Origin of the sequence: Pseudomonas sp. GV085 (assembly GCF_003050925.1) — a bacterium.
GTDB lineage: Bacteria > Pseudomonadota > Gammaproteobacteria > Pseudomonadales > Pseudomonadaceae > Aquipseudomonas.
Map to the genome: position 1 here is coordinate 480079 of NZ_QAOV01000002.1, position 14044 is coordinate 494122.

The 14044-nt window shown below is 62.6% G+C and carries 12 protein-coding genes; 10 read left to right on the forward strand and 2 right to left on the reverse strand.

Annotated elements, in window-relative coordinates; genetic code table 11:
* Positions 1–289 precede the first annotated feature (289 nt).
* The 10 genes from C8K63_RS06000 (at position 290) to C8K63_RS06045 (ending at position 13491) form a co-directional block, all read left to right on the forward strand.
* The gene (locus C8K63_RS06000) at positions 290–643 is read left to right on the forward strand and encodes a hypothetical protein (RefSeq protein WP_108215853.1); all 354 of its coding nucleotides are present in this window, start codon (positions 290–292) and stop codon (positions 641–643) included.
* A gap of 269 nt (positions 644–912) precedes the next feature.
* Positions 913–1872, forward strand: coding sequence for a MoxR family ATPase (locus C8K63_RS06005; RefSeq protein ID WP_108215854.1), 960 nt, complete (start codon positions 913–915; stop codon positions 1870–1872).
* Between the two features lie 5 nt (positions 1873–1877).
* On the forward strand, positions 1878–2822 hold the full coding sequence (locus C8K63_RS06010; protein WP_108215855.1) for a DUF58 domain-containing protein: 945 nt from the start codon (positions 1878–1880) through the stop codon (positions 2820–2822).
* A complete protein-coding gene (locus C8K63_RS06015) occupies positions 2819–3313 on the forward strand; it encodes a DUF4381 domain-containing protein (RefSeq protein ID WP_108215856.1) in 495 nt (164 codons plus the stop codon). The genes C8K63_RS06010 and C8K63_RS06015 overlap by 4 nt, the downstream gene beginning before the upstream one ends.
* Complete coding sequence (locus C8K63_RS06020) at positions 3306–4388, forward strand: VWA domain-containing protein (RefSeq protein WP_108215857.1); 1083 nt, start codon at positions 3306–3308, stop codon at positions 4386–4388. Before C8K63_RS06015 ends, C8K63_RS06020 begins: the two co-directional genes overlap by 8 nt.
* Complete coding sequence (locus C8K63_RS06025) at positions 4385–6112, forward strand: VWA domain-containing protein (RefSeq protein ID WP_108215858.1); 1728 nt, start codon at positions 4385–4387, stop codon at positions 6110–6112. The genes C8K63_RS06020 and C8K63_RS06025 overlap by 4 nt, the downstream gene beginning before the upstream one ends.
* On the forward strand, positions 6109–7758 hold the full coding sequence (locus C8K63_RS06030) for a BatD family protein (RefSeq protein ID WP_108215859.1): 1650 nt from the start codon (positions 6109–6111) through the stop codon (positions 7756–7758). Before C8K63_RS06025 ends, C8K63_RS06030 begins: the two co-directional genes overlap by 4 nt.
* Positions 7759–8015: 257 nt before the next feature.
* On the forward strand, positions 8016–9260 hold the full coding sequence (locus C8K63_RS06035; protein ID WP_108215860.1) for an exonuclease SbcCD subunit D C-terminal domain-containing protein: 1245 nt from the start codon (positions 8016–8018) through the stop codon (positions 9258–9260).
* Positions 9257–12898, forward strand: a complete 3642-nt coding sequence (locus tag C8K63_RS06040) for an AAA family ATPase (protein WP_108215861.1) — start codon at positions 9257–9259, stop codon at positions 12896–12898. The genes C8K63_RS06035 and C8K63_RS06040 overlap by 4 nt, the downstream gene beginning before the upstream one ends.
* On the forward strand, positions 12895–13491 hold the full coding sequence (locus tag C8K63_RS06045; RefSeq protein ID WP_108215862.1) for a glutathione S-transferase: 597 nt from the start codon (positions 12895–12897) through the stop codon (positions 13489–13491). Before C8K63_RS06040 ends, C8K63_RS06045 begins: the two co-directional genes overlap by 4 nt.
* Positions 13492–13519: 28 nt before the next feature.
* On the opposite strand, the gene C8K63_RS06050 is transcribed toward C8K63_RS06045, so the two are convergent.
* Positions 13520–13777, reverse strand: coding sequence for a hypothetical protein (locus tag C8K63_RS06050; protein WP_108215863.1), 258 nt, complete (start codon positions 13775–13777; stop codon positions 13520–13522).
* Complete coding sequence (locus C8K63_RS06055; RefSeq protein ID WP_108215864.1) at positions 13774–13986, reverse strand: hypothetical protein; 213 nt, start codon at positions 13984–13986, stop codon at positions 13774–13776. Before C8K63_RS06055 ends, C8K63_RS06050 begins: the two co-directional genes overlap by 4 nt.
* Positions 13987–14044: the final 58 nt, after the last annotated feature.

The window sequence follows — 14044 nt, forward strand, 5'->3', positions numbered from 1 at the left end:
TCATCCGTTGCGCAGCTTAACGAGTGCGGCAAGGCCCATGCTTGCGGTGCTGCGACATATTCGGTCATCGGTACGCAGCTCAAGGCACGCGCATCGAACAACACTAGCATTCGCACAGAAAAATGACGGTTTTTCGTCCGGTTTTACGGGACATGCGTACCAGAAATGACCAGTAACACTCTCTCCGTCCACGACCGGGTCTTTGACACTCGGACGAGCAGAAATCTTCGCGGGCTGGCAAAATCGCCCTTTGTTGCGTTTACCACGCCCGCCGGGCCAGGAATTTCCCATGAAAATGAAAACCGCCCTCTTGATCGTCAACCCTTGCGACGACGAAGAAGACAACATGGCCATGCTCTGCTGCCACAGCGACCAGGGCGAAATGTTCCTGATGAGCCGCTACCCCGATGAAGACGAGCTGGAAATCACCCTCGACGGCGAGCCTTCGACGCTCGATGGCGTGAAAGTCACGCTCAGCCCTACTCTGCTGAAGATTGAAATTGCGGCGGCGGATGCTGATGTGCTGAATGGGGATGATGTGCTGGAGATCACCTTCAATCCGGACATGGTGGATCTGGCTGAAGTGGAAGTGACCTTGCAGAACATTCTTAAGGGTACTGGTACCTTTATCAGCCAGATTTGAGGTGTTTGATCTGCCCTCATCGCGAGCAGGCTCACTCCTACAGTTGATCGTCGTACACCGTCAATGTAGGAGTGAGCCTGCTCGCGATGAGGCCGGTACAGCCACCCAATCACTCCCCTGCTACAAAAATCCAGCAATTGCCCCAATCATTTCCCGCACTTTGCGCAAAATGCCGTTAGTCGGCGCCCCCTGCGATGGATTAAAGTAACGCCCCCGGCCCTGGCGTACTTCGAACGTCCTCGGCCACCCTTTTGCAGGAACAGTCATCGATGGAACATCGTGAAGCGCTACTCGCGCTGCGAACCTTTCTTTCAACGCAGATTCTCGGCCAGGAAAAACTCATCGAGCGCTTGCTCATCGCCCTGCTCGCCGACGGCCACATGCTGGTCGAGGGCGCCCCTGGCCTGGCCAAGACCAAGGCCATCAAAGAACTCGCCGAAGGCATCGAAGCCCAGTTCCACCGTATCCAGTTCACCCCTGACCTGTTGCCGGCCGACATTACCGGTACGGAAATCTACCGCCCGGAAACCGGCAGTTTCGTGTTCCAGCAAGGCCCGATTTTCCACAACCTGGTGTTGGCGGACGAAATCAACCGCGCCCCGGCCAAGGTTCAGTCGGCCTTGCTCGAAGCCATGGGCGAGCGGCAAGTCAGTGTCGGACGCAGCACCTATGAACTGTCGCCCTTGTTTTTGGTGATGGCCACGCAGAACCCTATCGAGCAGGAAGGCACCTACCCGCTGCCCGAAGCCCAGCTCGACCGCTTCCTGATGCACGTGAAAATCGGTTTCCCGGACGCGACGGTTGAACGCAAGATCCTGCAACAGGCCCGTGGCGAAGCCCTGAACGGCGAAGCGAAGCCTGAGCGTCGGGTTACCCAACAGACGATCTTCGCCGCACGCAAGGAAATCCTCGGCTTGTACATGGCCGACGCCGTGGAGGAATACCTGGTGCAACTGGTCATGGCCACCCGCACCCCGGCCAAGTTCGATCCGGAAATGGCCGAGTGGATCGCCTACGGCGCCAGCCCGCGCGGTTCGATTGCCCTGGACCGCTGCGCCCGCGCCCACGCCTGGCTGGCCGGGCGCGACTTCGTCAGCCCGGAAGACATACAGGCCGTGCTGTTCGACGTGCTGCGCCATCGCATCATTCTTTCCTTTGAAGCCGAAGCCGCTGGCATCGACCAGGACCGGGTGGTCCAGCGGATTCTCGACGTCGTAGCCGTCGCTTGACCCCGATGAAAGCCAGCCTGCCGCCCGAGCCGGGCATCCGTGTCAGCCTCGCCGACCTGATCGAGATGCGCCATCGCGTGCGCGAAGTGCAGCTGTTTTCCACGCCGAGCCAACGCAGCCCGCTGATCGGCCTGCACCATTCCAAATTGCGCGGCCGTGGTGTGGACTTCGATCAGGTGCGGGTCTATCAGGCCGGCGACGATGTGCGCACCATTGACTGGCGCGTGACCGCACGCACCCAGGAGCCTCACACCAAGCTGTTCCACGAAGAACGTGAGCGGCCGATTTTCATCATGGTCGAACAAAGCCATCGCCTGTTTTTTGGCTCGGGCCTGATGTTCAAGTCAGTGCTCGCCGCACAGGCCGCGAGCCTGATCGGTTGGGCAGCCCTGGGGCATAACGACCGGGTCGGCGGGCTGGTGTATGGCGACAATCAGCACTACGAAATCAAGCCTCGGCGCAGCAAGCAAAGCCTGCTGCAGCTGCTCAACCGGCTGGTGCGGGTCAATCAGTCGCTGAACAGCGAAAGCGAGCCGGACCGTGATGCCTTTGGTATCGCCCTGCGCCGCGCCCGGGAAGTGTCCCGCCCGGGCAGCCTGGTGATTGTGATTTGCGATGAACGCGCGCTATCGGAAAGCGCCGAGCAACAGCTGAGCCTGTTATCGCGTCATTGCGACCTGTTGCTGCTGCCGGTGTCCGACCCGCTGGATCATGCCCTGCCCGCCGCGGGACTTTTACGTTTCGCCGAGCGCGGAGCGCAACTGGAACTCGATACGCTGAATTTCGACCTGCGCCAGACTTACCGGGCCCAGGCCGAAGCACGCATCGCGCGCTGGGAGCTGCTCGCGCAGAAACTGCGCGTCTTGCTGATGCCACTGAGTACCCAGAGCGAAATGGTCGAGCAACTGCGCGAGTACCTGAACCCACAGAAACCAGGGAAAGGTCGATGAGCAGCCTTGATCAACTGCAACCCCTGATATCCCCGCCACCGGTGGAATTCTGGCCTCCGGCACCGGGTTGGTGGTTGCTGCTTTTATTGGTGCCACTGATCGGTTTTGGCCTGTGGAAGCTGCGTCGCTTCATTCCGGACAAGCGCCCGGTGGTACGTGCTGAACAGCCGCTTGACCCGGTGCGCCTTGCCGCCCTGGCGGAGCTGGCCTTGATGCCCAAACCCTACGACGGTGCGCCAGCCGGTGCCTGGCTGCAGCAACTCAACGGCTTGCTCAAACGCCTGTGCCGCAACCATTACCCCTACAGCCAGAGCCATACCCTCAACGGCCGCAAATGGCTGGCGTTCCTCGACAACCGCTGCCCGGCGGCCGGGCTGACTCGCTGGATGGTGCTTGTGGAAGGCGCCTACAAACCCGAATGCAAGCTCGACGACAAGGCGATCGCCGGCCTGACCCAAGCCGTCGACACATGGATTCGCAAGCATGTTTGAATTTGCCTGGCCGTGGATTTTTGCCCTGCTGCCGCTGCCGTGGCTGATGCGCATCGTATTGCCGGTGGCCGACAGTGGCGAACCGGCACTCAAGGTCAGCTTCCTGAGCGATCTCGAAGGCCTCGCCGGACGTCGCGCCCGGGCCAACCTGCCGGCATGGCGCCAACAGACGCCGTTCATTCTGCTGTGGCTGTTACTGCTGGTCGCGGCGGCGCGCCCGCAGTGGCTCGGCGAACCCTTGCCGATCGCCGCCAGCGGTCGCGATCTGCTGGTCGCGGTGGACGTTTCCGGCTCCATGGATTTCCCTGACATGCAGTGGCAGGACGAAGATATGAGTCGACTGTCGTTGGTCCAGCACCTGCTCGGCGACTTCCTCGAAAGTCGCGAAGGTGACCGCGTCGGCCTGATCCTGTTTGGCAGCCGGGCCTACCTGCAGGCACCGCTGACCTTCGACCGCCACACCGTACGCGTCTGGCTCGACGAAGCGCGCATCGGCATTGCCGGCAAAAACACCGCCATCGGCGATGCTATCGGTCTGGCCCTCAAACGCCTGCGTTTGCGCCCGGCAACAAGCCGCGTGCTGATACTGGTCACCGACGGTGCCAACAATGGCGGTGAAATCGATCCGCTCACCGCCGCCCGACTGGCGGCCCAAGAAGGTGTGAAAATCTACCCGATCGGCATCGGTGCCGATCCGGAACAAAGTGGCTCCGTGGGGTTCCTCGGTGTCAATCCGAGCCTGGACCTCGACGAGCCGTCCCTGAAAGCCATCGCCGTAGCCACCGGTGGCCGGTATTTCCGCGCCCACGATGGCAAGGAACTGCAATCGATCAAGGACACCCTTGACCAACTGGAGCCCGTGGCCCAACAACCCACCCAGGCCCGCCCGACTCAATCGTTGTATCACTGGCCGCTCGCCTTGGCGCTGTGCTTGAGCATACTGCTGGTGGTTCCCGTACTCTGGCCGGACAACCCGTTGCAACGCCTGTTTACCAAGGATCTGTATTTGCAAACGCAATTGCTGCCCGACTGGCGCCAGCGTCTTAAACGCCTGCGTCTGCGGAGGCGCCGATGAGTGCGCTGTGGCCTTACTGGTTCCGGCCCTGGTGGCTACTGTTGCTGCCGCTGCTTGGCTGGTTGCTCTGGCAACTCTGGCACCGCAAGAAGCGCGCCGGGCGCTGGCAGATGATCCTGCCGCCGGCCTTTCACTCGGCACTGCTCAGCGGCGGCAGTGGTCGCGACAGTAAACTGCCCTGGGTCGCGCTCGGCGTGGCGTGGCTGTTGACCGTGCTCGCGCTGTTGGGCCCGGGTTGGGAACGCGTCGAGCAAACCAGCCAGAAACCCGCGGACCCGTTGGTGGTGGTTCTTGAACTGACCCCGGAAATGCTCGCCACCGACGTCACGCCCAATCGGCTGGAACAGGCCCGGCGCAAGCTGTACGACCTGCTGCAGATCCGCAGCGACGCGCAAACCGCCATTGTCGTCTACGCCGGCAGTGCCCACACGCTGGTACCGCTTTCAGATGACCTTTCCACCAGCCGCAACCTGTTGGATGCACTGAAACCGTCGTTGATGCCAGAGCCCGGTCATCGCGCCGATCTGGCGGTACTCAAGGCCCTGGCGCTGCTCGAACAAGCTGCCTTGGGCGACGGTCGGATCCTGCTGATGGGTTCGTCCCTGACCGAACCAGAGCGGCTGGGCATCCGTCGCGCGCTGAACGGCAAATCGACCCGGTTTCTGATGCTCGGCATCGGCACTGCCGAAGGCTCACCCATCACCCAGGAGGACGGCAGTTTCCTCAAGGATGAACAAGGCGCCATTCTCGTGTCGCGCCTCGACGAGCCCGGCCTGAAAGGTTTTGCCAACGACCTGGATGGACGCTTTCGCCAGGCGCGCCTGGACGATAGCGACCTGCACGCCCTTGGCCTGCTCGACGGTCCGCGCAATTTGCGCAACGACGGTCAGACCTTGCGCCTCGATACCTGGGCCGACCAGGGTTACTGGCTGCTGCTGCCACTGTTGCTGCTCGCGGCCTGCGCAGGACGTCGTGGTTGGTTGCTGTGCCTGCCGCTGCTATTGGCGCTACCGCAACCCGGCTATGCCTTCGACCTCGCAGACCTGTGGCTGCGTCCTGATCAACAAGGCGTGCAATTACTCAAACACAAGCGTCCGGCCGAGGCCGCCCGGCGCTTCGAGGACCATCAGTGGCAAGGCGTGGCGCTCTATGAAGCCGGAGACTACGTCGGCGCCGCCGAGCGGTTTGCCGAGGGCAACGATGCCCATGCCCACTACAATCGGGGCAACGCCCTGGCCAAAAGTGGTGAGCTGGAGGCCGCCCTGGACGCTTACGAACAGGCACTGGAACGTCAACCTGATTTGCGTCCGGCACTGACCAACAAGGCGCTGGTGGAACGTCTGCTCAAGGAGAAAAACACTCCTCCCCCTCCTGAGCCAGACGCCGCCAGCAACGCCCGGCCCGAAGCCGAATCGCAGGAACCACCGCCCGGTGCTGCTGCCCAACCCTCGAACAGCGACGAAGGGCAACCGCCCAGCGCGGGTGAGCGACAACCGCCCACCACACCACCGAAACCGGGGACCAATGAAGTACCAGGCAGCGAACTGGGTGACGAACAACACACGACACCACCCTTGCGCCCGGCCACCGACGGCATCGAAGGTGAACAGCGCCAGGCACTGGAGCAATGGCTGCGGCAGATTCCGGATGACCCTGGTGAACTGCTCAGGCGCAAATTCTGGTACGAACAGCAACAACATCAGGATCAGGAAGAAACTCGATGACCCGCTTCACCGTTTTATTGCTTGCACTGTTGCATGGCCTGTTGTTCTGCACCGCCCAGGCGCAGGCAGCAGAGCTGGTCGCCAGTGTGGACCGCAGTCGCCTCAGCTCAGGCGAGACGGTCGAGCTGACCCTGGAGTCCACCGATGTCACTCAGTTCGGCAAACCCGACCTGGCACCGCTGGAGCCGTTGTTCGAAGTGCGCGGCACACGCCAGGTCAACCAGTTGAACACCCTCAGCGGCGAAAACCAGGCCGCCACGCGGTGGATCGTCACCCTCCTGCCCCGGCAAAACGGCAGCGTGGTGATTCCGCCACTGCAACTGGGCGAACTGCAGAGCCAGCCGATCACCCTGCAAGTGGTCGAGAGCGAAACACCGGACAACCCGAACAACCGGGCCCCGGTGTTCATCGATGCCAGCCTCGATCAAACCAGCGTGTACGTACAGGCCCAGGCAGTCCTGACCCTGCGTATCTACCATTCGGTGTCGCTGTACGACGACAGCAGCCTGCCACCCTTGCAGATACCTGATGCGCGCATCGAGCAATTGGGCGACTCACGCACCTATGAAAAAGACATCGATGGTCAGCGCCACGGCGTGATCGAAATGCGCTATGCGATCTACCCGCAACACAGCGGCGAACTGATCATTCCGGCACAGGTCTTCAACGCCGCGCTGGTCGATGCGCAACCAGCACAGGACGCCACCCAAGGGGCGAAATCCGGCAAGTTGATGCCCGTTACCTCGACCGAACTGCTGTTGACGGTCAAGGCCAAACCCATCACCTATCCGGCCGACGCACCCTGGCTGCCTGCGCGCAGCCTGAGCCTGAGCGAAAGCTGGAACCCGGAGCCGGATCACACCCAGGTCGGTGATTCACTGACCCGCAGCCTGACAGTGACGGCCGAAGGCTTGTCCAGCACCCAACTGCCACCACTGCCCGGCACCGATGTCGGCGGCCTGCGCCGCTACCCGGATCAACCGGTGCTCGGCAACCAGAACAGCGAACGCGGCCTGGTCGGCAGTCGTGAAGACCGCGAGGCCCTGGTGCCGACACGGACCGGCGTCATCGAGTTGCCCACCGTCGACCTGGTCTGGTGGAACACCTTCGAAGACCATCTGGAACGCAGCAGCCTGCCCGCTCGCACGCTGCACGTGGCGGCCAATCCGAGCCTGGTGGTCGACACGCCTGCCGGCGCCTCACCGATCGATGCCAGCGCCGACAGCGAAGCGCTCTGGCGCTGGAAGCTCAGCACCTTGATCCTGGCCTGCACCACCCTGCTCGGCTTCGGCCTCTGGTGGCGTGGCCGCTGGCAACCGGCGGTGGCGCGTGTCGCTCAAACCGGCCCGAGCCCGCGCACCGTACTCGACGACCTCAAGCGCGCCTGCCAGGCCAACGACTCCCACGCCACCCGCCAGGCCCTCGACGCCTGGGCCCGCCAACAGCCGGAAACCCTGGCCGACATGGCCGCCCGCTTCGTGCCACTGTCCAACGCCCTCGACGGCCTGAACGGCGCGCTGTACAGCGAAACCGGCCAGTACTGGCAAGGTGACGAGTTGTGGCGGGTGATCAAGGCGATCCCGATTACCGAACGGGTGCAGGATCCGGTCGGTGACAGTGGGTTGCCGCCGCTTTATCCGAAGTAACGCCGGACAGAGGATCACGCCAAACCTGTAGGAGCCGGCTTGCCGGCGAAGCTCTGGCAGATATTGTGCAGGCTTCCGGGCCGCCTTCACTGGTAAGCCAGCTCCTACAGGCACGGGTGTTTGAAGTATTGGGGGACTGCTCCAGACCTGTATGAGCAAAGGCATTCAGCAACCTGTTCTGTTTGCCAGTAAACTCTCCCCCCTTTCGCCGCCTTCATTTTTCCCGCGGCCATTCCTATTTTGTAGCGGAGTCCGCCTTGCGCTTGTTTCACACCTCCGACTGGCACCTCGGGCAGAACCTGCACGGCCAGGATCGCGATTTTGAACACGGCTGTTTTCTCGACTGGCTGTTGCGCCAGCTGAAACTGGATCAACCGGATGTGCTGTTGATCGCCGGCGATATCTTCGACACGGTCAATCCGCCGGTCAAAGCCCAGGAACGCCTCTACGACTTCATCGTCAGCGCCCACGAGCAACAGCCGTCGCTAACCATCGTGATGATCGCCGGCAACCACGACTCCGGTTCGCGGATCGAACTGCCCGCACCCTTGATGCGGCGTTTGCGCACCCATGCGCTGGGCCGCGTGCTGTGGCTCGACGACGGGCAACTGGATGCCGAACGCCTGCTGCTGCCCTTGCCGGATGCCAGTGGTGAAGTCGCCGGCTGGTGCCTGGCGCTGCCGTTCCTGCGCCCGGCGGAAGTCACCGGCGCGCATTTGGGCGACGACTACCTGCGCGGGATCGGCCAGGTGCACGAGTGGCTGATCGAAGCGGCCAATGCCAAGCGCCAGCCGGGTCAGGCACTGATCGCCATCAGCCACGCGCACATGGCCGGCGGTTCGGTGTCGGAAGACTCCGAGCGCAGCCTGATCATCGGCAATGCCGAAGCCCTGCCCGCCAGCCTGTTCGGGCCGAGCATCAGCTATGTCGCCCTGGGTCACCTGCACAAACCGCAGAAGGTCAACGGCGAGGAGCGCATCCGCTACAGCGGCTCGCCGATCCCGCTGTCGTTCTCCGAGATCAGCTATCAGCACCAGATTCTCGACATCAAGCTCGACGGCGAGACCCTGCTCAGCGTCGAGCCGAAGCTGATCCCCCGCGCGGTCAACCTGCAACGCATCGGCCCGGCGCCATTGAGCGAGATCCTGCTGCAACTGGCGGACCTGCCGAACATCGACCTGTTGGCCGAGATCCAGCGCCAGCCATGGCTGGAGGTGCGGGTGCGCCTCGACGAGCCGCAGCCCGACCTGCGCAATCAAGTGGAAATCGCCCTGCAAGGCAAGGCCGTGCGCCTGGTGCGCATCGCCGCCGAGTACGCCGGCAACGGCGGCCGTGACGCTGCCGACGAAGGCGGCACGCTGATCGAACTGGACCAGCTCACGCCTCAGGAACTGTTCAGCCGCGCCTGGCAGGACAACTACGGCAGCGAGGTCGACGAGCAGACCCTCAAGGACTTTGCCGAGCTGTTGCAGGACGTGCAGATGGAGAGCGAACAGCCATGAAAATCCTCGCGATCCGCCTGAAAAACCTCGCCTCGCTGGCCGGGCCTTTTGAAATCGACTTCACCGCCGAACCCCTGGCCAGTGCCGGACTGTTCGCCATCACCGGCCCTACTGGCGCCGGTAAAAGTACCCTGCTCGATGCCTTGTGCCTGGCGCTATTTGGCGCCGTACCGCGCCTGAACAACACCGGCCGCGACGCCAAGGTACCGGACGCCGACGGCGAAATCGCTACCGGCGACCCGCGCACCCTGCTGCGTCGTGGCACGGGTGATGGCTATGCGGAAGTGGATTTCGTCGGTGTCGACGGCCGTCGTTACCGCGCCCGCTGGGAAGCCAATCGCGCCCGGGACAAGGCCGCCGGCAAGTTGCAGGCCAGCCGCCAGAGCTTGCGTGACATCGATCAGGATCAATTGCTCGCCAGCCAGAAAGGCGAATACAAGGCTCAGCTCGAAGCCGCGCTGGGGCTGAATTTCGAACAGTTCACCCGCGCGGTGATGTTGGCGCAAAGCGAGTTCAGCGCGTTCCTCAAGGCCGACGACAACGACCGCAGCGAATTGCTGGAAAAACTCACCGACACCGCGCTCTACACCCGCCTCGGTCGTCGGGCCTTCGACAAGACCAAGGAGGCTCGCGAGGCGCACAAGCTGCTGCAGGATCAGGCCAGCGGGGTGACGCCGCTGTCACCCGAAGCCCGCGCGGAACTGGATGAGCGCTTCTACCAGGCGCAGCAACAACTCAAGGCCCGGCAGGCGCAGCTCAAACAACTTGAACTGCAGGACACCTGGCTCAAGGACCTGCGTCGCTTGCAGGACGAACATCTGGCTGCCAGCGAACAACTGCAATCGGCACAGACTCACTGGGAGGCCCTGGCCAGTGAGCGCTTGAGGCTCACCCGCCTCGAACAGCTGGCCCCGCAACGGCACCAGTTCGCCCGTAAAGCCGAGGTCGACGCGCTGCTGACACCCTTGGCGGCGCAGATTGCCTTGCACACGCAGCAGCACGGCGAACTCGGCGAGCGTCAGACGCAGCTCGAGCAACAGCTTAGCGCCGCCCGGATCGCGTTGAACGAAGCGCAACAACGGCAAACCGCCAGTGCGCCGCTACTGCGCCAGGCCTTCGAAGCGCAAAGCACCCTCGCCCGCCTCGCCAAGGACACCGCCCTCAGTGCCGAGGCAAAGCAAAATGCCGAGCAGGCCTGCAGCCAGGGCCAGAGCACGATTCAGACTTTGCTCGATCAGCAAACCCGTGGCGCCGGGGACTTGCAGCGCATTGCCACCGAGCTGGAACAAAGCACTCATCTGGCACCGTTGAGCGATGCCTGGAATGCCTACCGCGATCGGCTGCAACAGTTGATGTTGATCGGTAACCGGTTGAATCAGGGCCAGGCCGAACTGGCCAGTCTTGAGCAAAACGCCGCGAGCACCGAACAAACGCTCAGCGCGCAGAAGCAACAACTGGAGGTGCTGTTCAAGGAGGCCGGTGCCGAGCCGGATGCCGTCGCCGAGCAGATCGGCATCCTGGGCAGTCTGTTGCAGGACAACCGCAAGCAACTGCGCGCTGTCGAAGACCTTGCACGCTTGTGGGCCAGCCAGCAGGAACTGGACCAGCGCGGCGCCGAGCTGCAGCAACGTCTGCTCACCGCGCAGCAGGAACGTGAACGCCTGACCCAGGACGGGGTCAAGGCCAAGGTTGATCTGAGCGTTGCCGAACAGACACTCAAAGTCACTCGCGAACTGCTGGAGCGTCAGCGTCTGGCGCGCAGTGCCAGTGTCGAAGAGCTGCGCGCGCAGTTGCAGGACAATCAGCCATGTCCGGTGTGCGGCAGCAACGAGCATCCGTATCATCAGCCCGAAGCCCTGCTGCAGAGCCTCGGCCGTTTTGATGAAAGCGAACAGGCCAACGCCCAGAAGGCCGTCGACCTGCTCAAGGAAAAACTCACCGACCTGCGTGCCGAAGTCGGCGGGTTGATCGCCCAGCAAAAGGAACTGCTGCAACAGCAGGAGCATCTGGCGACCCAACAGCAAGCCCTCGCCCCAAGTCTGGAAGCGCATCCGCTGGCTGCCCAACTGCTGAATCAGGACGCCGTCAAACGCGACGCCTGGCTCACCCAGCAAAACAGCCAACTCAACCAGAGCATCAGCCAGGACGAGCAACGGCAAAGCGCGCTGCTCACCCTGCAACAGGATGCCGCGCGCCTGACCCAACAACTGCGTCATGCCGAAACCGCGCACCAGCAAGCGGCCCAGCACCTGGGCAACCAGCAACGCGAACTGGACAACGACCGCCAGCGTCTGGACGAAGAACTCAAGGCATTCGCCAGCCTGCTGCCAGCCGAGACCCTGCAAGCGCTGCGCGTCGAACCGGCCGCGACCTTCATGCAGCTCGACCGGCAGATCGCCGAGCGCCTGGCGCAAGTCGAGCAACAAAAGGAAGAACTGGCCGAGCAGCAACAGCGCCAGCAAAATCTGGAGAAGGAACAGGATCGCCAGCAAAACCGCGTGCAACAATTGCAGGCCGCCGAACAGCAGTTCACCGGGCTGGCCGAGCAGCAACAGGCGAGCCAGCACACCCTCGGGCAATTACTCGGCGAACACAGCAGTGCCGAACATTGGCAGCAGCAACTGGAACAGGCCGTGGAACAGGCGCGCAGCGCCGAAACCAGTACCGCGCAGACGCTGCAAAGTGTCCTCACGCAGTCTGTGCAACTCGCCGCCGAGCTGAATGCCCAGCAAGAACGCTTGCACGCACTGGAAGCTGAAGAACGTGAGCTCGCCGGCAAGATCGGCGACTGGCGTGCCCGCCATCCCGAACTGGATGACGATGGCCTCGAAGACCTTCTGCGGGTTGACGACACTCAGGTCAGCGAACTGCGCCAGCGCTTGCAGCAAAGCGAAAAAGCCATCGAGCAAGCCCGCGTCCTGGTGCAGGAGCGCGACAAGCGCCTGCTCGATCATCAGGCGCAACACAACGGCAACCTCGATGCCGAGCAATTGGCCAGTGCCTTGATCGACTTGCAAAACCTCGCCGCCACCAACGAGCAACACTGCGCCGAACTGCGCGCCGAGCAGGCCGAGGACCAGCGCCGGCAGAACGCCAATCAGGCCCTGGCACAGCAGATTGCCGACGCCTATAGCGAATACCAGCGCTGGGCACGCTTGAATACGTTGATCGGCTCCGCCACCGGCGACACCTTCCGCAAGATCGCCCAGGCCTACAACCTCGACCTGCTGGTGCACCACGCCAACGTGCAATTGCGCCAACTGGTGCGGCGCTACCGCCTCAAGCGTGGCGGCAGCATGCTCGGGTTGCTGGTGATGGACACCGAAATGGGCGACGAACTGCGTTCGGTGCATTCGCTGTCCGGTGGCGAGACTTTCCTGGTATCGCTGGCGCTGGCCCTTGGTCTGGCATCGATGGCGTCGAGCACGCTGAAAATCGAATCGTTGTTCATCGACGAAGGCTTCGGCAGCCTCGATCCGGAATCCCTGCAACTGGCCATGGACGCCCTTGACGGCTTGCAGGCCCAGGGCCGCAAGGTCGCGGTGATTTCCCACGTGCAGGAAATGCACGAACGGATTCCCGTGCAGATTCAGGTCCAGCGCCAGGGCAACGGCCTGAGCACCCTGGAGGTGAAATGAACACGTTGTATTCCTTCCGCCGCTGCCCGTACGCCATGCGCGCACGCATGGCCCTGCGTTATACGGGAGTGGCCGTGGTCATCGTCGAAGTCAGCCTGAAGGCCAAGCCCGCCGAAATGCTCGCGCTGTCGGGCAAAGGCACGGTGCCGGTACTGAGCGCCGATGGCCGGGTGATCGACGAAAGCCTCGACATCATGCGCTGGGCCCTGGCCCAGAACGATCCGCAGGACTGGTTGCTCAAGGCTGATCCTGTCGCAGCAGCGCAAATCGCCCCGCTGATCGAACAGAACGATCAGGAGTTCAAGGTCCACTTGAATCGCTACAAGTACGCCGAGCGTTATCCCGAGCAGCCGATGGAGGTTTATCGCGGCGAAGGCGAAGTATTTCTGCAAAAGCTGGAGGTCTTGCTGGAAGGACGCGATTACTTGCTGGCCGATCATCCAAGCCTGGCCGACGTAGCGTTGATGCCCTTCGTGCGCCAGTTCGCCCATGTCGACCGCGAGTGGTTCGCGCAGACGCCGTATCGACGGTTGCAGGACTGGTTGCAGCGGTTTCTGGAGTCGGATTTGTTTACCGGTGTGATGCGCAAGTAAGCCGCCGCACACTGTGTTGAGGGGGGCTTCAGGCCAACACCTCACACATCCCGATCGCTGAGCAATCCACCTGGAACGGCCCGAACACCACCCCTTCTGTCCTGACCGGCGGATTGCCGGTCAGCATGCCCTGGGCGCTGGCGTTTTCGATGTTGCGGGCGATGTTGTGGTTGGCTTCGATGGTCCGTGCCACCGAGCCTGCCGAGCCCTGGCCGATCCCCAGCAGGGAGGATCCGTTGGTCATGAACGCCAGGAACGCAATGACCCAAAGTCTGTGCCCTTTCATGCGCCGACGACTCCCGCGAGTTCAGCCTGATCGACGCTCGCGTTTTGCGCTCGGTGTTCAAACTGGATGCCGGGATGAGCGACCTGGATCGGTGCTTCGAAGGTGGATTGCGACTGCGCCGAAAGGCTGACCAGCAGCACCATGGCAAGGTAAAGACCGATCGCCACATAGGCGCCGTATTTGGCAGAAGTGAGAATTGCGCTGGCCATGATGTTCTCCGCGGGCATGTTTCAATGCCAACAGAATCGATCAAAAAAGCCTGGGTAA